At 63.1% G+C, this 23,597-nt stretch carries 15 protein-coding genes; 7 read left to right on the plus strand and 8 right to left on the minus strand.

The features are described 5' to 3' along the window. Window positions 1–158: 158 nt before the first annotated feature. Window positions 159–1,349, plus strand: a complete 1,191-nt coding sequence (locus tag KUV86_RS04050) for an AI-2E family transporter (RefSeq protein WP_206942990.1) — start codon at window positions 159–161, stop codon at window positions 1,347–1,349. Window positions 1,350–1,406: 57 nt separating this feature from the next. Here the strand turns inward: KUV86_RS04050 and KUV86_RS04055 are convergent, their stop codons facing one another. Together KUV86_RS04055 and KUV86_RS04060 are read right to left on the minus strand one after the other, a co-directional pair. Then, window positions 1,407–3,356: an alkaline phosphatase D family protein gene (locus KUV86_RS04055; RefSeq protein ID WP_222483685.1), complete on the minus strand. Its 1,950-nt coding sequence runs from the start codon at window positions 3,354–3,356 to the stop codon at window positions 1,407–1,409. A 508-nt stretch (window positions 3,357–3,864) separates the two neighbouring features. After that, on the minus strand, window positions 3,865–5,517 hold the full coding sequence (locus tag KUV86_RS04060; protein WP_222483688.1) for an FMN-binding glutamate synthase family protein: 1,653 nt from the start codon (window positions 5,515–5,517) through the stop codon (window positions 3,865–3,867). A 367-nt stretch (window positions 5,518–5,884) separates the two neighbouring features. Here KUV86_RS04060 and KUV86_RS04065 point away from each other — a divergent pair, with 367 nt between their 5' ends. The 4 genes from KUV86_RS04065 to KUV86_RS04080 all read left to right on the plus strand — a co-directional run bounded on the left by KUV86_RS04065 (window position 5,885) and on the right by KUV86_RS04080 (window position 10,952). Further along, complete coding sequence (locus KUV86_RS04065) at window positions 5,885–6,091, plus strand: cold-shock protein (protein WP_045994373.1); 207 nt, start codon at window positions 5,885–5,887, stop codon at window positions 6,089–6,091. Between the two features lie 324 nt (window positions 6,092–6,415). Continuing rightward, entirely contained in the window at window positions 6,416–8,185 is a 1,770-nt protein-coding gene (locus KUV86_RS04070; protein WP_206942984.1) for an SLC13 family permease, read from the plus strand. Window positions 8,186–8,544: 359 nt separating this feature from the next. Further along, complete coding sequence (locus KUV86_RS04075) at window positions 8,545–9,213, plus strand: alpha/beta hydrolase (RefSeq protein ID WP_206942982.1); 669 nt, start codon at window positions 8,545–8,547, stop codon at window positions 9,211–9,213. A 119-nt stretch (window positions 9,214–9,332) separates the two neighbouring features. Beyond that, window positions 9,333–10,952, plus strand: coding sequence for a diguanylate cyclase (locus tag KUV86_RS04080; RefSeq protein WP_222483690.1), 1,620 nt, complete (start codon window positions 9,333–9,335; stop codon window positions 10,950–10,952). A 157-nt stretch (window positions 10,953–11,109) separates the two neighbouring features. Here the strand turns inward: KUV86_RS04080 and KUV86_RS04085 are convergent, their stop codons facing one another. The 6 genes from KUV86_RS04085 to KUV86_RS04110 form a co-directional block, all read right to left on the minus strand. Then, the gene (locus tag KUV86_RS04085; RefSeq protein ID WP_206943184.1) at window positions 11,110–12,513 is read right to left on the minus strand and encodes a PhoH family protein; all 1,404 of its coding nucleotides are present in this window, start codon (window positions 12,511–12,513) and stop codon (window positions 11,110–11,112) included. A 376-nt stretch (window positions 12,514–12,889) separates the two neighbouring features. Further along, a complete protein-coding gene (gene nirD, locus KUV86_RS04090; protein WP_222483691.1) occupies window positions 12,890–13,276 on the minus strand; it encodes a nitrite reductase small subunit NirD in 387 nt (128 codons plus the stop codon). Between the two features lie 34 nt (window positions 13,277–13,310). Then, a complete protein-coding gene (nirB, locus tag KUV86_RS04095) occupies window positions 13,311–15,851 on the minus strand; it encodes a nitrite reductase large subunit NirB (RefSeq protein ID WP_206942968.1) in 2,541 nt (846 codons plus the stop codon). Next, the gene (locus KUV86_RS04100) at window positions 15,851–17,185 is read right to left on the minus strand and encodes an NAD(P)/FAD-dependent oxidoreductase (RefSeq protein ID WP_222483693.1); all 1,335 of its coding nucleotides are present in this window, start codon (window positions 17,183–17,185) and stop codon (window positions 15,851–15,853) included. The genes nirB and KUV86_RS04100 overlap by 1 nt, the downstream gene beginning before the upstream one ends. A 225-nt stretch (window positions 17,186–17,410) precedes the next feature. Then, window positions 17,411–18,469, minus strand: a complete 1,059-nt coding sequence (locus KUV86_RS04105; protein WP_222483694.1) for a CmpA/NrtA family ABC transporter substrate-binding protein — start codon at window positions 18,467–18,469, stop codon at window positions 17,411–17,413. Continuing rightward, window positions 18,466–19,080 carry an ANTAR domain-containing response regulator gene (locus KUV86_RS04110; protein WP_224851810.1) on the minus strand — a complete coding sequence of 205 codons (615 nt, stop codon included), beginning with the start codon at window positions 19,078–19,080 and terminating at the stop codon, window positions 18,466–18,468. Before KUV86_RS04110 ends, KUV86_RS04105 begins: the two co-directional genes overlap by 4 nt. 598 nt (window positions 19,081–19,678) lie before the next feature. Here KUV86_RS04110 and KUV86_RS04115 point away from each other — a divergent pair. Both KUV86_RS04115 and cobA read left to right on the plus strand, forming a co-directional pair. Continuing rightward, a complete protein-coding gene (locus KUV86_RS04115; protein WP_222483696.1) occupies window positions 19,679–22,489 on the plus strand; it encodes a nitrate reductase in 2,811 nt (936 codons plus the stop codon). A 154-nt stretch (window positions 22,490–22,643) separates the two neighbouring features. Beyond that, window positions 22,644–23,537: a uroporphyrinogen-III C-methyltransferase gene (cobA, locus tag KUV86_RS04120; RefSeq protein WP_222483698.1), complete on the plus strand. Its 894-nt coding sequence runs from the start codon at window positions 22,644–22,646 to the stop codon at window positions 23,535–23,537. Window positions 23,538–23,597 lie beyond the last annotated feature (60 nt).

Below are 23,597 nucleotides of genomic sequence, written 5' to 3' on the forward strand. Positions count from 1 at the left end.
TATGTCGTGCGAGCCGGATGCGGCCTGGACGGGAGTGTGGCCGAGGACGTCATTGTCTCGGTGGCGTGTAGGCCCGTCAGCAAGCCCACGGCATGCGTTGAGTCGCTGCCACCCCAGTCAAGGACGACCTGACCTACCTGACAGAGGAGTACAGGTGCATGGAAGACGATGTCAATGCGCAGGAAGAGCGCAGACTTCCCCTCAACTTGACCCTGGCGCTGGCGGCGCTGGTGGTCATTGTCGCGGGGATGCGGGCCGGCTCCGATCTGCTGGTGCCGGTGTTGCTGTCGCTGTTCATTGCCGTGGTGTGTACCGCTCCGGTGCAATGGCTGCACGAGCGTGGCCTGGGACTGCGCTCCTCGGTGTGGCTGACGCTGGTGGTCATCGGGGGCATGCTCAGTCTGCTGGCGCTGTTGCTGGTCAATACGGTCAGCACCTTCTCCGAAGCGCTGCCCGGCATTGAAGAGAAGCTCTACGAATATTATCTGCGCCTGCTGGATGGTCTGGCGAGCATGGGGCTGGCCATCGATACCCAGCGTCTGGCGGGTTTTCTTGATACCGAGCAGCTGGGCGAGTGGATCCCTGCGCTGCTCAGCCAGTTGGGCAACCTGATGATGCAGAGCATGGTGGTAGCCTTGCTCGTGGTATTCATGCTGTTCGAAACCCTGAATTTCCGGGACAAGGTGTCGCGGGCGCTGGCGAATCCCGCGCCTAGTCTCGAGCGGTTCAACGAGTTCAGCCACACGCTCAAGCGATATCTGGCCGTCAAGACGGTGATCAGCCTGATTACCGGTGCTCTGGTGTGGATCGCCTGCCAGATCGTGGGAGTAGACTTCCCGCTGTTGTGGGCAGTGTTGGCCTTTGCGCTCAATTACATCCCTAACATTGGCTCCGCTATCGCTGCGATCCCCCCGGTGTTGCTGGTACTGGTCTCCCCAGAGGGTGGCCTGGGTGATGCCTTGCTGCTGAGCCTGGCCTACCTGTCGATCAACTTCGTGATGGGCAACCTGATCGAGCCGCGGGTCATGGGGCGCGCCCTGGGCTTGTCTACCTTCGTCGCGTTTCTGTCGCTGGTCGTGTGGGGCTGGATCTTCGGCGTCACCGGCATGTTGCTGTCGGTGGTGCTGACCATGACGCTGAAGATTGCCCTGGACAGTCATCCCCAGACACGCTGGATCGCACACTTGCTCGGCCCGGCCAAGGGGGGGCCGGTGGAAGACGCCAGCCGACCGCTGGCCGAGCGCGTGCGCATGGCCAAGCTGCACCGCCAGGCCATGCGCAAGGGAGTGCGAGGACTGATGTCCCGGGAGCCGTCCTCGAAGGACCAGGCTAGCTCCAACGATAGCTGAGCCGTCAGGCAGGACCTGCGAGCGCCGAGACGCCTGGGTCCTGCCTGCGCGGGCAGGTCACGGCGCCTTGTCGGGCGGAGGAAAGGTGACCTCCATTCCACGGGCATCGAGCTGGCGAATGTCGTCCGGGCTTCCGTCCTCGGCCAGCGTGATCAGACCGATGCCTGGCCCATTCCATAGCCGCTCGCCTGCCTTGGCGTGGTCAGGGTCGCGCGGTTCGACGGCCATTGGACGGCGCTGGGTAAACCAGTTGAGGGGCGAGCGTGGGGAATACAGCCAGCGGTTGAGCCGATCGAAGGTATCCAGCAGGGTGTCGGGAAAGCAGTTCTTGATCCCGCTGGAGGTCACCTGCCAGATCTTGGGCCCCTGGCGACGATGGCGAATCCGAATGTCATAGACAAAGGAGTAGTGCACGTCGCCGGAGAGAATGACGTAGTGCCCCGGGGTTCGGGAGTGGCGAAAGATGTTGAGCATGACGCTGGCGGCGCCGCGGTGGGCCATCCAGTTTTCCGCGTCCACCATCAGGGGTTTACCCGCCAGGGTGAAGAGCTTCTGGATCGCTTCGATCAGCTTGACGCCGAACATCGGGGCCGGTGACACAATGACCACCGATGGGGCATCGATCAGTTCCTGTTGAAACTCTGACAGTGCCTCCCAGTCCATCAAGCCCGACGGACGGTGGGGCTTGCGCCCATTGCGCCAGCGGCGCGTGCGGGTATCCAGGACCACCAGGCGGGGCGTCCCCTCGACCTGAAACTCCCAGCCCTCGAAGCGGAAGAGTCGCTCAAGGCAGGCATCCTGATCGGCAGCCGACAGCCAGCCCTGGCGCTGGCGCGCGTCCTCGAGCAAGGCCTGGGCGTCGTCCAGGGGAGTCTTGAGGCGATCTGGATCGTTGCCCCAGCCCTGGCACAGCAGGTAGGCCATCAAGGCATTGCCGATGATTCGCTTGGAGAAAGGATGCCCATAGGCCGTTTGCTCCCACTGGGCGGTCAGATTCCAGTCATCGGTGACGTCGTGATCGTCAAAGATCATCAGGCTGGGCAGATGCGCCATGACCCTGGCCGCGGCGGGCAGCGTCTCGACAAAGTCATCAATGACACGGGCCTGTTCCTGGTAGCGTTCGCGATGCTCGTCATCGAGTTCGGGGCAGGTCAGCTCGATGATGCGCCAGGGCGTCGGGGACCACACCAGCAGGTACATGGCCATCATTTCGGCGAAGGTCATCAAGTGATTGGCGGCGCTGGCCGAGGTGAACACCGGCTTGCGCACGCCGCCGAAGAAGCGATCCTTGAGGTCGTCGGTGCTCTTGACGTCCGGCAACAGCTCTTCCCTGCGGTAGTAGCTGGCAGGGCTTGCGTAGAGCGCCGGGCTATCGTCGATCACCGCGCCTTCGAGCACTTCATCGAATAACCCCAGGCGCTTGATGAGTGCGTGGATGGCCACCAGCATCGGGCCAGCGACGTCATCCGCGTAGACCTGATCCCCGGTCATCAGTAGCCAGGCGGGCATCGCCTCGGGGTGGTCAAGCTGCCCGGCCAGCCAGCTGTCCAGGTGCGCCAGACCATCGGGGCCATCGTAGTGGGGGCGGCGACAGGAGCCATGCAGCAGCCGTCGATGACTGGAGGCCAGGACGAAGCGGGGGGCGGACTGGCCGTCGTGGCAGAGGTGAGGGGCCCATCTTGCAGCACCTTGTCCAAGGCTGTCCGGGGCATTCTGCTCCACGACCTGAAGGTCATAGGCGATCAGAGTGTCCTGCGGAAGCGGGGCATCCACGGCGGCGTCGATGAGATACAGCCAGGCATGGCGCCCCAGGGGAATCTTGCGGTAGTCGTCGTCGCCGAGCACTCGGCGGTGAGGCGCTTCATCCTGCGGCGTAAGCTCCAGCTTCAGCGTCAGCTCGCGACTGGTGACCAGCCATGCTCGGAATCTCTCGCGCGTCAGGCGTCGCAGGATGGGCCCGGCAAGGATAGCGGGCAGGTCATGGTCTGACGTTCCAGTGTCGTTCATGGCGATCCTGTCGATGTCGTCGTGCTGGCAACAGCATGATGAGGTTCAGATACTGCAAAGAATATCATCGCTGCTCGGCACTGAAACCCGGCTCACGCCTCCTGTGGCTGCGGTGGTCGTGGTGGTGGTGGTGGTGGCAGCAATAATGATCGTCGGTGCTAGTGACCACCGGACGGGTGCAGGCCGAGGCCTAAGAGTGGACATGATGTGCTGAAAGGGGTTCCGCCACCGGGTGAACAAGGCATCAATGCCGGCGCGAATGCCGGCGCGGACGAGCCGCTGCCCTTTAGCGCCTAGCCATGCTCGGGGGATGTGTCGGCACTTGCCTGCGCTGTGAAGCCTCTCTGCTGCCATGCATCATCAGCGTCGCGAGCAGGCTCAACAGCGTGAGCGCTGCGAAAGTAGATAAAGGAAGGGCCGCCGCGGTATCCGTGTGAGGGAGTGGGCCTGGTGCGACGAGCGGCGGGGAGCCCACAGGCCTTTCACGTCATGAAAGGCCTGTAGGGCATCAAAGCAGCTTGGTTTGCCTGAGACTTTGCAGCGCGTCAGGTGCATCGAAGCTATTGGCGTTCGCCAGGTCCCAGAACTCACGATACAGCGGGTGGTCCTTGGCGCCCCCACGCAGCAGCTCGCCTGGCGCCAGGCTATCTATCAGGCTGATGTAAGGCAGAGCCTTGCCGTTATCCAGGCGGCGGATGATATGTTCCGGGCCCAGCTCGTCGGGATGGTACAGGCCTGCGGCTTCCAGCATTTCACACAGAGCGAACTTGGTATTGGCATGGAAGTTCTTGACTCGCACGGCCTTGTCATCCACATCCAGGCGGCTGCCACGGGCCTTGTCCTGGGTAGCGATACCGCTGGGGCACTGGTCGTTGTGACAGCTCTGGGCCTGGATACAGCCGAGCGAGAACATGAAGCCCCGGGCCATGTTGACCCAGTCTGCGCCTAGCGCGAGGGTGCGTGCGATGTCGAAGGCGCTGATCAGCTTGCCGCTGGCGGCGATACGGATGTCGTCGCGCAGGCCTGCGCCCACCAGGGTATTGTGAACCAGGATCAGGGCGTCGTTGAGGGGCATACCCAGGCGATTGATGAACTCCAGCGGGGCCGCGCCGGTACCTCCCTGTCCTCCGTCGACGACGATGTAGTCGGGATGATCGCCACATTCCAGCATGGCCTTGACGATGGCAAACCATTCCCAGGGATGTCCCAGCGCCAGTTTGATGCCCACCGGTTTGTCACCGGACAGCTGCCGCAGCTGCTGAATGAAATGAATCATCTCGCAAGGGGTAGAGAACGCCGAGTGGCGAGAGGGGGAGAGGACGTCCTGGCCTTCCGGGACACCGCGGGTGGAGGCGATTTCGGCGGTGACCTTGGCGCCGGGAAGAATGCCGCCGTGGCCGGGCTTGGCCCCTTGGGACAGCTTGATCTCGATCATCTTCACTTCGTCGCGGCGAGCGTTGTGGCGAAACTTCTCGGGATCGAACCCGCCATCTTCCCTGCGGCAGCCGAAATAGCCGGAACCGATCTGCCAGACCAGATCGCCACCACGCAAGTGATAGGGCGAGATGGCTCCTTCGCCGGTGGTGTGATAGAAGCCGCCTTCTTTCGCGCCCTCATTGAGGGCGCTGATGGCGTTGGGTGACAGAGCGCCAAAGCTCATGGCGGAAATGTTGATCACGCTGGCCCGGTAGGGGTGGGCGCGCTGCTCTCCGACCACAATGCGAAAGTCGTGATCGGTGATGTCCACGGGTGACAGTGACGGGCCCATCCATTCATATCCCGGGGCACTCATGTCTCTCAGTGAACCGAAGGGTTTCTTGTCGCTGGTGCTCTTGGCACGGCGATAGACCAGCGAGCGCTGTTCCCGCGAGAAGGGCGCCTCGTCGGTGTCGGACTCGATGAAGTACTGGCGAAACTCAGGACCGATGGACTCCAGAAAGTAGCGGATGTGGGCAAGAATAGGGTAGTTGCGGCTGACGGTGCGACGTCGCTGCACGATATCGTAGATGCCCAGTGCGGTGAGGGCACCGAACGCCAGCACGCCGGCCAGCCACCAGGCCGAGGACGTTCCGACGCCGATCACGCTGACGATGAGGCCTGCAATGGCGAGGTAGAACGCGCCGAAGCGAGTCGGAGCGTGGCGTGACAGTAAAGAGGCCATGAAGAGCTCCCTGCAGCTCAGGTCGAAGGAAAACGCTGCCAACCATGCAAGCATATAACCCTGCTTGGGCATAGTATGCCGGGCCCGCCGTGACGACTTGGCACACTGCATGACGCAGCGGGAGCGGGAAGGGCTGGACGGGTTAGGTAAATTGAGCCGGCACCGTCATCTTCTCGTCATCCAGGGCAAATAGTGTTTGACCTTGGCGCCAAGACGGCGCATGCTGCTGGCAGTTGGTTAGCAAGTTGAACGTCTCAGAGGTCATCGAAGCATCCTAGCGTCGATTGCCCGGGGAAAGGTTTCTTGTTTTACCCACTGCAACTCGGGTATCTCCCGGTCAATAAACACGCTAGTCGAGGATTCGATCATGGCAACTGGTACAGTCAAGTGGTTCAACGACACTAAGGGCTACGGCTTCATTTCTCCGGACGACAACGGTGACGACCTGTTCGCTCACTTCTCCGAGATTCAGGCTGACGGCTTCAAGTCCCTGCAGGACGGCCAGAAGGTCTCCTTCGAGGTGACTCAGGGCAAGAAAGGCCTCCAGGCCTCCAACATCAAGGTCATCGACTAAGTCGATCGCTTGATGGCCGCGTAAGCGGCAGCGTCCTTCGAGGGCGCGACGATAAAGGCTCGCTTCGGCGGGCCTTTTGCGTTTTTGTGCCTTTAAAAGCCTTCTGGTTGTCAGCCTCTTCTCAGAGTGATGATATTGCCGGCGAGCTATTCTGCTGCTGCGGCTGATAGACACGAAAGTGTGTAGGGATGGGGAGCTGTCCTGGAGAGATGTGCACAAGAAGTCTATATATGCCTGAAAGTGATAAAAAAATAATACATTGTAACTATTTAGCATAAGTTAAAGCAGGCACAATGAGCGCTGTCTCACCAGCAAGGCCACCCCATGTCTCTGGATGCCTGGATCGCTCTCTCTGTTGCTTGCGCTGTCTTTCCGTTGATGGCGCTCACCCGCGCCGGGCCAGACATGGTCATGATGGGCGCGTTGGTGGTGCTGCTCAGCCTCGGTGTCATCGATGCCCAGCAGGCGCTGAGCGGATTTTCCAGCAGCGGCCTGTTTACCGTGGCTTTCATGTACGTGCTGGTGGCCAGCTTGCGCGATACTGGGGGTATCGACCTGATCATTCGGCATGTGCTGGGGCGGCCGAAGGGCGTGCGTCATGCCATGGCGCGGCTGATCTGGCCGGTCACGGCGGTCAGCGGTGTGCTCAACAATACCCCGGTGGTGGCCACCTTCATTCCTGCCGTGATCAGCTGGAGCCGTCGTTTCTCCATCGCTCCTCAGTATCTGCTGATGCCCTTGAGCTTCGCGTCCATCCTCGGCGGCACCGTGACCTTGATGGGGACCAGTACCAATCTGGTGGTGCATTCGCTGATGCTGGAGCGCTTTCCGAACCTGCACCTGGGACTGTTCGAGATCGCCCTGGTGGGCGTGCCGATGGCGCTGGCCGGTGTGGGCTATCTGCTGTGGGCGGGGCCGCGCATGCTGTCTGGCCATCCCGGTAGCGAAGCCGCTTTTGCCAACCTGCGTGAGTTCACCATCGAGATGGAGGTAGACCCGCAGGGGCCGTTGGTTGACCGCACGGTAGAAGACGCCGGGCTGCGCCACCTGGCCGGTCTCTTTCTGGTCGAGATCGAGCGCGGTGGCAACGTGGTCAGCGTGGTGGGGCCTGGGGAGACCCTGAAAGGCGGCGACCACCTGGTCTTCGCCGGGACCACCGATGGTGCGGTGGAATTGCAGCAGATTCGTGGCCTGCGCCCCTCTCGGCTGGGTGAGTCCCACCTCGAGAAGGAATTTCGAGAGCGTCGCCTGGTCGAGGCGGTGGTCTCCGATCAGTGTCAGTTCATCGGCCAGAAAATTCGGGACGGACACTTCAGGACGCTGTACGGCGCTGCCGTGCTGGCGGTCTGCCGCAATGGGCGCCGGGTGGTGGGAAGCCTCGGCCAGATTCGCTTGCAGCCCTCGGATGTGCTGCTGCTCGAGGCTCGTCCTGCCTTCGTGGAGCGTCATCGCCAGTCCCAGGACTTTCTGTTGATCAGTCAGGTCAATGGTCAGGCGCGCCCCGCCTTCGACCGCGCTCTGCGCGCCTGGGGCATATTGGCGGCGGTGGTGCTGGTGGCCACCACGGGCCTGATGAGCATGATGAATGCGGCCATGCTGGGGGCTGCCGCGGCACTCTTGAGCGGCTGCGTCAGTGTGCGCAGCGCCCGCCGAGGCATGGACACCCAGGTACTGTTGACCATCGCTGCCTCGTTTGGCCTGGGGGCTGCACTGCACACCTCCGGCGCCGCCGATGCGGTGGCGGCCGGGCTACTGGAGCTGGTGGGCAATAGTCCCTGGGCCCTGTTAGTAGGCACCTACGTGGTGGTGGCCTTGTTGACCTCGCTGGTGACCAACAATGCCGCCGCCGTGATCACTTTCCCCATCGCCATGGCCGGTGCAGACAGCCTTGGCGTCAGCCCGTTGCCGTATGTAGTGGTGGTCATGTTTGCGGCCTCAGCGAGCTTCCTGACCCCTATTGGCTACCAGACCAACCTGATGGTCATGGGGCCTGGCGGCTACCGCTTGCGGGACTATCTGCGCCTGGGGGGGCCTCTCAACCTGCTGACCGCTGCCGTGGTGCTAGGACTTACCCCGCTGTTCTGGCCGTTCTAGCTGCCCAGAGCTGTCCGGTTTAGTAGCCCAGAGCTGTCCGGTTTAGTAGCCCAGAGCTGTCCGGTTTAGTAGCCCAGTGCTGTCCGGTTTAGTGGCCCAGTGCTGTCCGTTCTAGCCGCCGTTGTCGCAGGAAGGGGCGGCAGTGGTGGCAGTGGCAGCAGTGGCGGCAGAGGAAGAAACAGGCCCTTGGGCGGTGCGCCCTGCGACCCACGTCTCGTTATGCTCGCTGCTGTTGCCAAGCTTGAGACTCGTTCCTGAGCGTATAGTGCGCTAGGGTAGCGACGTATTCCCTGAAAGCTGCGTGCATTGCCACCTACCTGCGCTGCACTTAGAGCTGAAACACAGATAGAGACCCGCCCATGAGCAATAACGACCAGTTGGTCATCGAACCGCGTGGCGATGCACCCGCTGACGCCTGCATGATCATTCTCCATGGCCTTGGCGCCGACGGTCGGGATTTCGAGCCCGTCGTGCCGATGCTGCCCAGGCCTGACTATGCCCAGGTCCGCTTCATCCTGCCCCACGCGCCCCGTCTACCGGTGACCATCAATGGTGGCATGGTCATGCCTGCCTGGTACGACATTCTCGAGATGAGCCTGGATCGCCGCGTCGATGAGATGCAGCTGCGTCTTTCGGCCGAGCGTATCAAGGGCGTGATTCAATCCCAGATTGATGCCGGCATCGATAGTCGACGTATCCTGTTGGCTGGCTTCTCCCAGGGTGGGGCAGTGGCCTACGAAGCTGCGCTGAGCTTTGATCAGCCGCTGGGAGGGCTGCTGGCCATGTCGACCTACTTTGCCACGGCGAACTCGATCGAGCTGAATGACGCCAACCGCGACCTGCGTGTCGAGGTGCATCACGGCAGTATGGATCCTGTGGTACCTGAATCATTGGGCCGGGCAGCCTTCGCACGGTTGGAAGAGCTGGGCTATCACACGGTGTATCGGCAGTACCCCATGGCCCATGCGGTGTGTCCCCAGCAGATCGGCCATATTGGCGAGTGGATGAGTGAGCTGCTCAGCCGCTGAGGCCCGTTCCTGCGGCGGCCCATCGACGGGTAATGAGATTTTTCATCCAGCACAGGTAAGACGGTTCTTCTAAGCTTTTTCTTACAAAATTTTAAGAAATTGACTATGGGAACATGGGTATGTCATTGCTGGCATTCTTCCGACGTCGATGGTCCGCCGGAGTGCTTGAGCCGCCAACGGGCGCGGCTTTCAGCACTGAGCTCGACGCCTTGCTGGGGCAGGCACCGTCGATGGCGCTAAGCCTAGGCGCTGATGGTCTGGTCGTCTGGGCTAATAGCAGCCAGTGTCAGCAATTGGGCCTGTCGCTGGAGGCGCTGGTCGGGCAATCGCTGTCCCAGGTGTTTTGTCCCGAGGCTGCGAAAATACTGGAAACGGCCCTGGACCACTGCCGCGCCAGCGGATCGGGCTGGCAGGGAGTCGTTATCTGCAGCAAGGGGCCGCAACTGCGTCACCTCAGTAGCACCTTGCATCCCGTTCGCCGGGAGCCAGCCTGCTGGCTGTTGATGTCCCAGGATATCACCTTGCTGCAGCGCCAGGCCGCCTCGGCAGAACGCCTGAGTGAATCCATCGAGAGCAGCGTAGCACGGCTTCCGGGGGTCGTCTTTCGCCTGCATCAATCGCCCGCAGGCCAGCTATCGTTCGGTTATCTAGGACCCGGTTTCGAGGCGCAGACCGGCCTGTCACGGGCCCGGGCGCTGGAAGACGCCGAGGTGGTGCTGTCGCGCCTGGCCGAGGAAACGCGGGAGCAGCTGACGTTGGTACTGGCTCAGTCGCTGGTCAGCCTGACGCCGTGGCATCTGGATGTGAGGCTTGCGCGGCAGGGCGATGACAGTGGCGAAAGCGAGCGCTGGTTCGAGGCAAGAGGCACGCCACAGCGGTTCGAGGATGGCGCGGTGGTCTGGGATGGGCTGCTGCTGGATGTCACCAAGCGCAAGCAAGCGGAAAGGCGCATTGCCAAGCTGGTGAGTACCGACGTGCTGACCGGGGTGATGAACCGCAGGGCGTTCTTTGAAGCGGGTGCGGGGGCCTTGGCCCGGCTTCGGCGACGCCAGGAGCCCGCCGTGCTGGCCATGCTCGACCTGGATCATTTCAAGGCACTGAATGACGCCTTTGGCCACTCCGCGGGGGATATGGTGCTCAAGGCATTTGCCGATACCTGTCGCCTGAGCCTGCGCCCCTATGACGTGCTGGCGCGGATTGGCGGTGAAGAATTCGTGGTGCTGCTGGCCGATGTAGTGGCCGAGGATGCCTGGGATATTCTTGAGCGTCTGCGGCGTAACGTTGAGACCACCACCTTGAAGGTGGACCATCGTGCCCTCAAGGTAACAGTGAGCATGGGGGCCATCAGTGTCGGCAAGGAAGAAAGTCTCGACATGGCGATGCGCCGAGTGGACGCAGCGCTCTACGAGGCGAAGCGAGCTGGGCGCAATCGTCTCAGTGGCCTCCTGCAACGTTTCGATGAAGTCAACGGTGGGTCGCAGCAGGCCCGTGAGTATTCCAGCATTCACAAGGAGTTGAAGATGGCGTTGAGCGAAGATCTGCGAATCCCGAAGGCCTGTCCTAACTGTGGCAGCCATAACATGCGCGTGCCCGCTACCAAGAACCCTGATGAGAAGGTGCACTGTGCCTCCTGCCAGAGCTACGTGTGCCTGTACTCTGAAGCGGCGGAAATGATCGAGAAGACGCCCAAGAGTGAAGAGGAAGCCTTGATCGAGAAGGCGATGAACCGCGACAAGTAAGCCGGGCGTGGGGCGGGTCGCCGCTTCTCTGCCGTTCAGCATGTAGACAGCGCCCCCGCCTTTGCAGGCGGGGGCGCTGGTGGTTCAGGGTGCCGCTAGGGGCGGGTCACTGTCGCACGACAGTGTTCGACAGAGCACGACAGAGCACGACAGAGCACTACAGCAGCTCCTCGCCGGCGAGGGCCAGGCGGGAGCGTTCCACGCTCTTCAAGGTCACGTGTCCAGCGTGGGGCCAGTTCTTGAAGTTCTGGACGACGGCAGCCATGCCGCAGGTGTTGGCGGTCAGGTAGGGGGTGTCGATCTGACCGACGTTACCCAGGCAGACGATCTTGGTGTTGCGCCCGGCACGGGTGATCAAGCTCTTGAGCTGTTTTGGGGTGAAGTTCTGCGCCTCGTCGATGATCAGGAAGGTGTCGTTGAGCGTACGACCGCGCATGAAGCCCGGCGCACGAATCTGCACCCGAGACGCCAGCAGCTGGCGCGTGGCATCCTGGTTCCAGGTTGAACTGCCGTCGTGCTCGTCTCTCAGCAGGTTGTCCATGTTGTCGTGGAAGGCGCCCATCCAGGGTGACATCTTCTCCTCTTCTGTCCCTGGCAAAAAGCCGATGTCCTCGCTCATGGAAATGGGGGCACGGGTAAACACCACGCGCTCGAAGCGTTTGCTGTCCAGGGTTTGTTGAAAGGCTGCCGCCAGGGTCATGAAGGTCTTGCCGGTGCCCGCGCTGCCGGCCACCGTGACCAGATCGATGGCATCGTCCATCAACAGGTTAAGGGTAAAGTTCTGACGGCTGTCGTGGGCATGGACGCCCCAGACGCTGGCGCCGTGACGGTAGTTGGTCAACAGCTCCAGGGTGGCCTGGTGCGGGGCCAGTTCGCGCACGATGGCTTCGAAGCTGGCTTCGCTGTCAGCGTCGGAGACCAACATGCCAAGGTGCCAGTGGGCGGGGATCTCTCCGCTCAGGCGATAGATCACCTTGTCCTGTTCACGCTCGACCTTGACGTCAAGAGCCATGGCGTCCCACAGGTCATGACCGGCATCCGGGTAGACAGACACGCCATCGGTCATGGCGTCGGAGTCGTCAAAGGCGCGGTCGGTCAGGTAGTCCTCGACGGGCACGCCCAGGGCGGCAGCCTTCACCCGCAGGTTGATGTCCTTGGTGACGAGAACGACCGATGCATCGGGTCGCTCCTGACGCAGCCGGCAGGTTTCTCCCAGCAGCCGGTTGTCAGGACTGTCCTCCAGGTTGTCAGGCAGGGTCAGGTCGGAGTAGCACAGCAGCCGGAGTCGGCCTTCCGGGCCGCTGACGCGGGTAATCGGGATGCCCTGGCGAATCTGGTCGATATCGACATTGGCGGTGAGGTCAGAGAGGGTCCGGCTGACTTGCCGGGCGGTGCGAGCAATTTCTCGGATGCCGTTCTTGTGCTTGTCGAGCTCCTCGAGCACGGTCATGGGGATAACCACTTCGTGCTCTTCGAACTGGTAGAGGGCGCTGGGGTCGTGGATCAGTACGTTGGTGTCCAGCACGTACAGTCGGGTGGCCTTCTTGTCGATGCGTACCATCGGCGCAGCTCTCCTGATGATCACCTTGGGCGTCAACATGACGCCTCGATGTCGACACTCTCAGCGCAACGTGTCAGAGATGTGACAGAGGCCGAGGTGTCGGCTTGCTCGCGTGGGGGTCCTCCTGTGGTGGCTGGGGCGACAGCCGCTCGCTGACGGCGTCGCTGTAAGGTCGTTGAGAAGGGCGGCAAAGACGGTCCTGCTCATCCTTTTGACCGTGATGTTCTCAACTGGTGCCTTTGACCTAAGCATGGACGATGACAGAAATGCTGCAAGGGCGAACAGTTTCAACGCTTGATGACGTTTTGCTGTTGGCGGCCCCGGCGATCCTTGCCGGAGCCCGCCAGACAGCCTGGCCAGCCCAGAGGCTGAAGACTCAGGTGGCGATCATGACCCTGTCCTGGTCGAAGGCCACCGGCCAGGTGCGCAGTTGGATATCGGGATCTTCCAGGCATTGGCCGTCGGCCAGTCGGTAGTGCTGCTTGTAAAGCGGGGAGGCCACCATCGGCTCCCCCTGATGGTCGCCCAGCAGACCGCGAGCGATCACATTGGCTTGGGCGACAGGGTCGTGGTGGTCGATGGCAAAGAGCTCCGTGGGTTGGCCCGGCAAATAGAACAGGGCGACCTGGTGGGCGCCGTCACTGCTATCGCACCAGGCAGCAACGCCGGAGTACGCCACCAGATCGCTGCGTTGGCACAGCACGGTCCAGTGAGCCCCGTGCGCGGAGGGAGAGAGCGAAGCGTTTGGACAAGAAAGCGTCATGGTGGGTCCTCGGTATCCTGGATGGCGGGGTGGATCATGCCGGGCGCAGCTGACCGCGCTCCTGGGTGACGATGATGTCGGGGTCGGCGCGGTGATCGTTGACATAGCTGCGAAAGCGCTTGAGCTTGTCCGGGTCGGAGAGGGCGCCAGCCCATTCGCACTGATAGCTGTCGATGACCTGTTGCATCTGGCGCTCCAGCTCCGCACCGAGGCCGAGGCTGTCGTCCAGGATCACCGCCTTGAGATAATCGAGCCCGCCTTCCAGCTGCTCCCGCCATACCGAGGTGCGCTGCAGTCGATCGGCGGTCCGCACGTAGAACATCAACAAGCGGTCGATGGTCTGGATCAAGGTCTGGTCGTCCAGGTCAGTGGCGAACAGCTCTGCGTGGCGTGGACGCATGCCGCCATTGCCGCAGACATACAGGTTCCAGCCGTGCTCGGTGGCGATGACGCCGATATCCTTGCTCTGTGCTTCGGCGCATTCCCGTGTGCAGCCCGACACCGCGAACTTGAGCTTGTGCGGGGAGCGCAGGCCCTTGTAGCGGTGCTCGAGCCGCAGTGCCATGCCGACGCTGTCCTGAACCCCATAGCGACACCAGGTGCTGCCGACGCAGGATTTCACGGTACGCAGCGACTTGCCGTAGGCGTGTCCGGTCTCGAAACCGGCCGCGATCAGCTCGCTCCAGATGGCGGGAAGGTCCTCCAGGCGAGCCCCGAACAGGTCGATGCGCTGACCGCCGGTGATCTTGGTGTAGAGACCGTATGTCTTGCCCACCTGGCCCAGCACGATCAGCTTGTCGGGAGTGATCTCGCCCCCGGCAATCCGCGGGACCACGGAGAAGGTGCCGTTCTTCTGCATGTTGGCCATGAAGGTATCATTGGTATCCTGCAGGGGGATGTGCGCTGCGTCGGTAATCGGCTCGTTGAAACAGGAGGCCAGGATCGAGGCTACCGCCGGCTTGCAGATGTCGCACCCCAGACCCGGCGATCCATCCGGGCGCGGCGTACCATGCCGTGACATCAACTCACTGAAGGTCTTGATGCCTTCCACCCGGACGATGTCGAAGAGCTGCTGGCGGGTGTGGGCAAAGTGCTCGCACAGCGAGGTATCGACGTCCATGCCGCGAGCTGACAGCTCATGATCAAAGACGCTTTTCAGCAGGGCAGCGCATCCTCCGCAGCCGGTGCTGGCCTTGGTGGCATCCTTGACCGCTGACAGGTCCTCGCACCCCGCATCCACGGCTGCACTGATCGCCCCCTTGGTGACGTTGTGGCAGGAGCAGATGGTCGCCTCCTGGGGCAATGCATCCGGCCCCAGTGCCGGCGCAGCCTCGTTGGATGGCAGGATAAGTGCGGCCGGGTCCACGGGCAGGTCAAGGCCGTTGGCGTAGTACTGCATCAGGGTGTCATAGGGGCCGTTGTCACCGACCAGCATGGCCCCCAGCAAGCGCTTGCCATCGGCGGACACGACCAGCTTGCGATAGATCTGCTGCAGCTGGTCAAAATAGCGGTACTGCTTGGCGCTGGGGTGACGGTTGCCATGGGCGTCGCCGATGGCGCCCACATCGACGCCCATCAGCTTCAGCTTGGTGCTCATGTCGGCGCCAGTGAAGGTCAGTTCGCCGCCGCTCAAGGTGTCTGCAGCCGCCTTGGCCATCTGATAGCCCGGAGCGACCAGGCCGAAGATGCTGTTGTGGTACAGGGCCACCTCACCCACTGCGAGAATCGCTGCATCGCTGGTGACGCAGTGATCGTCGATGACCACTCCGCCCCGCTCGCCGATCTCCAGTCCACACTCACGGGCCAGTTCATCCCGGGGACGAATGCCGGCGGAGAACACGATCAGGTCGGTCTCCAGCACCTTGTCATCCTGGAACACCATGCGCAGACGGCTGGCCTCGCCAGGCACGATCTCGCGGGTGGCGCGTTCGGTCAGCACCTGAACCCCGAGACCCTCGATCTTTTCTCGCAACAGCTCGCCGCCCTGATCATCGACCTGCATGGGCATCAGGCGGGGGGCGAATTCCACCACTGCCGTATCCAGGTCGAGTCCACGCAGAGCGTTGGCCGCTTCCAGCCCGAGCAAGCCCCCTCCGACCACCACGCCAGTGGTCGCGGTGCTGGCGGCATGGCGTATCGCGTCCAGGTCGTCCAGGGTGCGATAGACCAGACAGCCATCCCGGTCATTGCCCGCAATGGGCGGCACAAAAGGGGTCGAGCCCGTCGCCAGCACGAGCCGGTCATAGGCGTGAGTACCCTGCGGGGTGCGGACCTGCCGAGAGTCGCGATCGATAGCGGTGATGGCTTCGTCGAGACGCAACTCGATGCCATGTTCGTGGTAGTAGTCCGCGGTCGACAAGGCCAGCGAGTCGGCGTCTTGACCGGTGAAGTAGTCGGATAGGTGGACACGGTCATAGGCGAGGTGGCGTTCTTCGCCGAATACCGTGATGCGGTAGTGATGGTGCTGGCCGCGTTCGACCAGCTGTTCGATGAGGTGATGGCCGACCATGCCGTTGCCCACCACGATAAGGGTGGGGCGGGTGTCACGGGTGGCGGAGTCTGAACGTGTGGTCATCAGGCGGCATCCTGGTGGTGTGAAGAGTCGGAGTGAGGCGCTGCGTGGGCGCTGAGCAGAGCGTCGGTGTCGGCCTGGCCGAGCAGCAGGGAATGACGCACGCGGTCCAGACACGTACCTTGTTCGGCCAGTGAAAATAGCCATGGACCCATGCGCGTGTCGCCGTACAGTACGGCGCCCTCGAGCTTTCCATCGCGCAGCAGCAGACGACGATATTCGCCGGTATCGTGATAGCTCAGCACTTCGTGGTCGCTGTCTGGCTCGGTAGGACCGAAGGCATACAGGTCGACGCCCGACACCTTCAGCTTGGTGGCGCAGGGCTTGTCGCTGTAGGCATCTGCAGCCTCGCCGCTGAGACGGGCGGCGAGTATCTCGACCTGGCGCCAGATGGGCTCTACCAGGCCGTAGGTGCTGTCACCGAACTGGCAGCATTCACCCACCGCCGAAATGCGTGGATCGGATGTGGCCAGGCCGTCATCCACATGGATGGCCCGATCGCAGTGAAGGCCCGCCGCTTGGCCGAGGTCGATGTTTGGCGTAATGCCTGCCGCAATCACGACGCAATCGGCCTCCAGTGCCGTTGGCTGTCCGCTGAGGCGCACGCCACTGACCTTGCCCCCGTGATCGCCGATGATGGCGTCGAGACGAGCCCCAGTGTGCAGTGTGATGCCGCGCTGACCGAGTTCGGTGGCCAGCATGCTGGCGGCGACAGCGTCCAGCTGGCGGTTCATGACCCGCGATGAGCGCTGCACAACGCTAACCTGCATGCCTCGCCCGGCAAGCCCTGCCGCTGCCTCAAGGCCAAGCAGACCGCCGCCCACGACCACGGCGGTGCCGCCGGCTTCAGCGATGGCCGCCAGCCGGGCAGCATCGTCCAGGTCACGGAAGCCATGCACGCCTTCAAGGTCGATGCCGGGAATCTCGGGCATGGCACTGCGCGAGCCCGTGGCCAGCACCAGGTGGTCATAGCACAGTACTTCACCATCACCGCACTCGACGCGCTGGCGTCGACGGTCGATGTTTACCACCCGGGTGCCAAGGCGCTGGCCGACGATCGGAAAAGGGTGGTCATCAAGCGACAGGGCCATGCTTTCGCGCTCGATGTCTCCGGCAAGCCAGCTGGACAGCAGTATGCGGTTGTAGGCGGGGTGGGGCTCGGCGCCGATGAGGGTGATATGGCTCGGTGCCCCGGAACGTCCCTTGAGGCGTGATACCAGCCGATGCGCGGCCATGCCGTTGCCGATGATCACGAGGTGACCTGTCGTGGGGCTTGCCTCAGTCGAAGGGGATACGGTGCTAGGATGTGCGGTATCCGCTTGCGTCTCGCTGGACATGGTAAAGGCTCCAAAAACGCCAAAGACGTCTCTCACTCCCCCAGCATTGGGGGGTGAAGAGACGTCTTTGTCTGAGTCGATGCGATCGCCGTTGATCGCGGCCGGCCAGGGCCGGTGTCATGTCAGTGAGTATCCAAGTTTCGTGCCGGGATACGCGGTTCTTCTTTTTTTACAACGTCTTGCTAAAAGATGAGGGTGCGTGGTGCAGCACCACGACGGAGAGTACTACGGGGTGATGGCACTTGGTTGGTGCAACGCCTCGTCGTGATGCACGCTGCTGTAGCAGGTCTCCAGCGTGACGTCGTCCAGCTCCCGCCCTCTGGCCATGAGCAGCGGTTGGAGCCGCTCGGCCATGCCATAAAAGTCGCTGGGGTGAGGGCGCAGGCCTTCACTCAGCAGGGGATAGCCGGGAGCGCAGCCCACGGGCAGTTCGTCGAGATGAGCGACCGCCTCATCCAGGTAGGGGGGCAGTGCCAGCCATTCCAGCGCCTGGCGGCGGGCGCCTGTCGCGCTGTCCAGCCAACTGGCGGCGGCCCGCAGCGCCCGGATGAGGGCGGCCAGCGTGTGGGGGTAGCGACGCGCCCAGGACGCGGTGACGCCGAGCACCTTCTCGGGATGGCCCGGCATCATGTCCGCGCCGCTGGCGATGACCTTGCCGACCTGTCGAAATTCGGCCTGGCTTCCCCAGGGCTCGCCCACGCAGAACCCATCGATTTCGCCCTCGCGCAAGGCGTCCACCATTCGGGGAGGCGGAAGCGCGACCAGCTCCACCTCGCTGTCGCTGTCGATAGCGCCGAGGGATAGCCATTCACGGAGCAACAGGTGCTGGCAGGAGTAGGGGTAGACCATGGCCAGCCGAGGCTTGGCCAGACCCCGGGTCAGGCAGTCGCGCAGGGCCAAGGCGGAGCCTTGCGGGCGGGGCAGGTCGCTGCGCACATCCAGCGCATTGGCCAGCCGCTGGGACAGCACCAGGGTATTGCCCTGGCGGCCCAGTACCATCGCGGCCAGCGTTTCGCAGGGCGCCCGTGACAGACCCAGACTCATGGCCAGGGGCATGGGCGCCAGCATGTGGGCACCATCGAGGAGTCCGGCAGCGACCTTGTCGCGCAGTGTCGACCAGGCGTTCTCTCGTGACAGGCTGACATCGAGGCCCTGCGCGCTGAAAAAGCCGCCTTCCCTGGCGATGATCAGCAGTGCCGCGTCCAGCAGCGGGACGAAGCCAAGGGTCAATCCTGCGAGCTCTGGTGCGCTGGTCGATGCCTGAGTGGCCTTCCCTATGCTCATGATCCCTGCTCCAGTGGTTTGAGAATATCGATGACGTTCTGGGCGACCTGGGCGATGCGCTGGCCGCGGTCCATGGCCAGCTTGCGCAGCATCCGGTAGGCCTGTTCTTCATCGCAGCTCTGGTGCTTCATCAACAGGCCCTTGGCCTGTTCGATGCGCTTGCGGTCGGCCAGCTGATTGCGAGCCTTGTCGAGGTCTCTGCGCATGCCCTGAAAGGCCTCGAAGCGGGCGATGGCAACCTCGATCACGGCCTTGACCCGGTTGGCGGCCAGGCCATCGACGACGTAGGCGCTGACCCCCGCCTTGACCGCTGCCTTGAGGGATTGCGGATCATGCTGATCGGCAAAGAAGACCACCGGCCTGGGATTTTCCCGTTGCAGCAGGGCCATGCTCTCCAGGGTGTCCCGGTCGGGGGATTCCATGTCGATAATGACCACATCGGGCTGATGCTGGCGCACCATGTCATTCAGGCTTGCCGGACTCGATAGCCGGCAGACGACCCGATGGCCATCGTTGGCCAGGGCCTCTTCGACCATGGCCGCGCGCACGATCTCATCGTCGACGAGCAGCACACTCAAGGTGTCAGGTTCAGGCATCGGCATAGAAGGCATGGCTCTTGTCGGGCGCTTGGTAAAGGTAACGGTGTGGTTGGAGGCACTGGGTAGTGGCAACTTGCCTCTGGTGTCAGCTGACAGCTCAGGACGCCGTCTAGGCTTCGCTGGCGGCAATATGTGTTCCACCTGGCTAACTATCTTTTTTAATCAAAGTGATAGCGATGCACGGCTACGGTGCAGCGGGGGGTGAAGGGATGGGCAAGCAGGCAAGGGGCACGAATTGCACCGGATGGGTGCGAAACAACGCTTCGCGGTGAACGTCGTGGTGCATGGCCGCCTCGTTCAGCCGCAGGCAATGCCCTGGCGGGCCCAGAGCGTGAGCCTTCACGCAACAGCCAGGCGGTCGCCCTCGGGCGGAGCGGAAAGCCGGTGTCACCGGGCGCACCTGCCCTGGCTGCCGGCAACCTGGAAGGGGGTTCCTGCCAAGATGGCACGAGGTTTGCTTCTGTAGTGGAAAGCGCAGACATCGGACAGCGACAGGTCTGCGCGCAACGGAAATCCAATGTGGGGTTTCCTCGGCAAAGACGCCCATTCATCTCCTGGCCATGCCAGGCGCTGAGTGGGCGTTTTGCGTGATGGCTCACAGGAGAAGGGGATGACCCAGACAGATCATGACGGCGTGCCAGCCCAGCCAATCCTCGACCATGGCGATGGCAAACAGGCAGGCACGCTGACCACCTGTCCCTACTGCGGTGTTGGCTGCGGTGTCGCGCTGAGTGCAAAGGGGGGGAGCGCCGTGGTCGAAGGCGATACCTCTCACCCCGCCAACTTCGGGCGTCTGTGCGTCAAGGGAACCGCGCTGGCAGAGACATTGGGCCATCACGGCCGCCTGACGATGCCGCGGGTCGATGGTCACGAGACCCGTTGGGAGCAGGCGTTGGATACGCTCGCCGAGCGCCTGCTCAAGATACGCGAAGCCGCGGGGCCGGGTGCCATCGCTGGCTATCTGTCGGGACAGCTGTTGACCGAGGACTACTACGTCGCCAACAAGTTGTTCAAGGGGTTCATCGGTACCCCGCACCTGGATACCAACTCACGTCTGTGCATGGCCTCTGCTGTCGCCTCCTACAAGCGGACCTTTGGTGCCGATGCGGTGCCCTGTAATTACGAGGATCTCGAGGAGGCGGAGCTGGTCGTGCTGGTGGGATCCAACCTGGCCTGGAACCACCCGGTGCTCTACCAGCGGCTGCGGCTGGCCAAGTCGCGTAATCCCCTGTTGAGGGTGGTGGTCATCGACCCACGCGTCACTGACAGCTGCGAGATCGCCGATCTTTACCTGGGACTTCGCCCAGGCTCGGATGCGGCGCTGTTCAACGGGCTGCTTGCGTGGATGGCGCGCCATCAGCGACTGGACAGGGTGTACCTGCAGCGTCATACGGATGGCAGTGACGAGGCGCTGGAAGCGGCATTGGTCGATGCTCCCGATATCGATGCGGTCGCGGCGGCGTGCGACCTGGACCCTGAGCGCCTGGAAACCTTCTACTACTGGTTTGCCACGCAGCTGCATGTGGTGACCCTCTACTCCCAGGGGGTCAACCAGTCGACCAGCGGTACCGACAAGTGCCAGGCCATCCTCAACTGCCACCTGGCCGGCGGCAAGATTGGGCTGCCCGGGGCGGGACCGTTCTCGATCACTGGGCAGCCCAACGCCATGGGTGGGCGTGAGGTCGGTGGCCTGGCCAACCAATTGGCGGCACACATGGATTACCACGCGCCGGGCGCGAGGGAGAGGGTGGCACGCTTCTGGTCGACTCAGACGGTGACCGCCACGCTGCCCGAAGGTCCAGGCTACAAGGCGATCGAGCTGTTCGAGGCGCTGGAGCGGGGAGAGATTCAAGCGCTATGGATTATCGCCACCAATCCTCTGGTCAGCCTTCCCAATAGTGATCGTGTTCGCGCCGCCATCGCCCGCTGTCCGCTGGTGATTGTGTCCGAGTGCATGGAGGATACCGAGCTGGTGGCGCTGGCGGACATCGTTCTTCCGGCCAGCGGCTGGTCGGAGAAGGACGGCACCGTGACCAACTCCGAGCGGCGCATTTCACGCCAGCGTGGTCTTGTTCCGCCGCCCGGAGAGGCGCGCCATGACTGGTGGATCCTGTGTCAGGTGGCCGCCCGCCTGGGTCTGGGGGAGGCCTTCGCCTACACCCATCCGGCCGAGATATTTGACGAACATGCGCGACTGTCAGGTCTCGACAACGACGGTCAGCGCGCTTTCGATATCTCGGGCCTGGCGGGACTTACCCGGCAGCAGTACGACGCCTTGGCACCCATCCAATGGCCGGTCACCCGCTCCGCTCCGCGGGGCACACCGCGGCTGTTCGAGGATGGTCGCTTCTTCACCGAGACCGGCCGAGCGCGGCTCTGGCCGGTCTATGCCAAGGCGCCACAGCAGACCACCAGCCAGCAGTTCCCGCTGCGCTTGAACAGCGGCCGAGTGCGTGATCAGTGGCACACCATGACCCGCACCGCCCGAGCCAGCCGGCTGATGAACCATCGTGCCGAGCCCTTCGTCGAGTTGCATCGTGACGACGCTGCAGCACTGGGCCTGGTCGATCAGGCATTGGCGTCGATCCGTTCACCCACTGGAGAAATGCGGGCTCGTGTGCGGGTCGCCCCTGGCCAACGCCGCGGTGAGGTGTTTGTGCCGATTCACTGGACCCGGCGCTTCAGCCACTCGCCTCAGGCTGGCGCGCTGTTCGGCGGTGTCACCGATCCGCTCTCCGGGCAGCCGGAAACCAAGCATGGTGCGGTGATGGTTTCTCCTCTAGTGCATAGCTGGGAAGCCACTCTGGTGCTCGGTGACGATGCCTTGAGCACTATGAGCGATTCGCCGCGAGACGCGATGGCCAGCCTGGTCAAGGGCACCGAGTACTGGACGCGAGTACCAATGGCGGCTGGCGAGCGCTGGCAGTTGGCGGGGGATCTGCAGAGTGCCAGCCGCGACTGGCTGGCCTGGGCCCGCCAGCACCTTCCCGGTGAGGTGGGCCCGGTGCTGCAGGATCCGTCAGGCTGCCGCTGGCGCCTGGCCGGCTTCGATCAGGGGCGGTTGTGCTGGTGGCTGATGGTGGGACCGATGACCGAGCTGCCCGGGTTGGGCTGGTTGTCGCAGCGCCTGATGGAAGCGGCGAAGGGCGAGGTGATGGCCCAGCAGGATCGTCGCCGCGTGCTGGCGGGTTGCGATGATGGTGCCGCCGATCAGGGACCTATTGTGTGCAGCTGTCACCAGGTGGGCCGCACCCCGATTCAACGCGCGATACGTGCCGGAGACGATTCGGTGGAGGCGCTGGGGGCGAGGTTGGCGTGTGGCACCCAGTGTGGCAGTTGTCTGCCGGAATTGAAGAGCCTTGTAGAAGAGGAGAAGAGCCGTGGCGCCATCAAGCCCCCGCAGCCAGTATCTGCATGCTGAGAACCCGTCCCCTGGGGCATCGAGCGTCAAGGCGTCCGCCGCTGGTACGTGGCGCAACAGCCCTGTCTGGTCGCGATGGATAGGGCTAGCCGTGCCACTGTTGAAACGCCTCGGTGGAAGCCGTCGCAGGCTTCGGCGCAGCGGTCGATCTGCGATGTTCGATACACCGGCACGAGCGCTGTCGCTGCTGTTGGCGCGGCTGGCGACGCTCTGTCAGCGTGGCGCCGATCGCCTCGACAGGTCCGTGCCCATAGCGGCCACTGGCCCACGTCAGGGGCAGGTGTCGCTGGTGGGGGCGGGCAGTGGAGCCGGCGAGTTACTGACGCTGCTGGCGCTGGAGCGACTCAAGCACGCTGATGCCGTCGTCTACGACCGGCTGGTGGGGCCTGGCGTTCTGGCGATGATTCCGGCCGGAGTGGAGCGGCACTATGTCGGCAAGGCCCGCGGGCATCATAGCCTCGACCAGGCCAGCATCGGGCAGATGCTGGTCATGCTCGCGCGCCAGGGCAAGCGTGTAGTGCGATTGAAAGGAGGCGACCCCGGTATCTTCGGGCGTCTGGGAGAGGAGCTGGATGCGCTGGAGGCAGCAGGGGTGCCCTGGGATATTGTCCCTGGCATCTCGGCGGCGGCCAGTGCCGCTGCCGCCATGGGAATTCCCCTGACCGAGCGGGGCCATGCCCAGAGTCTTCGTCTGGTGACCGCCCAGCAGTGTCGAGAGGGCGGCGAGCCGGACTGGAGATCACTGGCGCGCCGGGATGAGACGCTGGTGTTCTACATGGGTCTGAACAAGCTCACTGCGATCTGTCGAGGCCTTATCACAGCAGGCCTCCCACGAGACTGGCCGGTGATGCTGGTGGCCAACGCGAGCCTGCCCGAGATGGCGTCAGTGGTGGGTACGTTGGCGGATATCGACAGCCGTCTGGCGGCCAGCCCGCTGCCGTCTCCGTGTCTGATCATCGTCGGCAGTGTGGTCAGCCGGGCCAAGCTGAAAGAGGCGGTTGTGGCAGAGCCTGCTATCACTGAGTCCGCCATCTCGGATCACCTGTAGCCGCCGCCGGACGCCGTCCTCTTTGCATAATCCTGGGAGATGGCGCTGCCTGCTGTCAGC

This window comes from Halomonas sp. DP8Y7-3 (assembly GCF_019801675.1).
Lineage (GTDB): Bacteria > Pseudomonadota > Gammaproteobacteria > Pseudomonadales > Halomonadaceae > Halomonas > Halomonas litopenaei_A.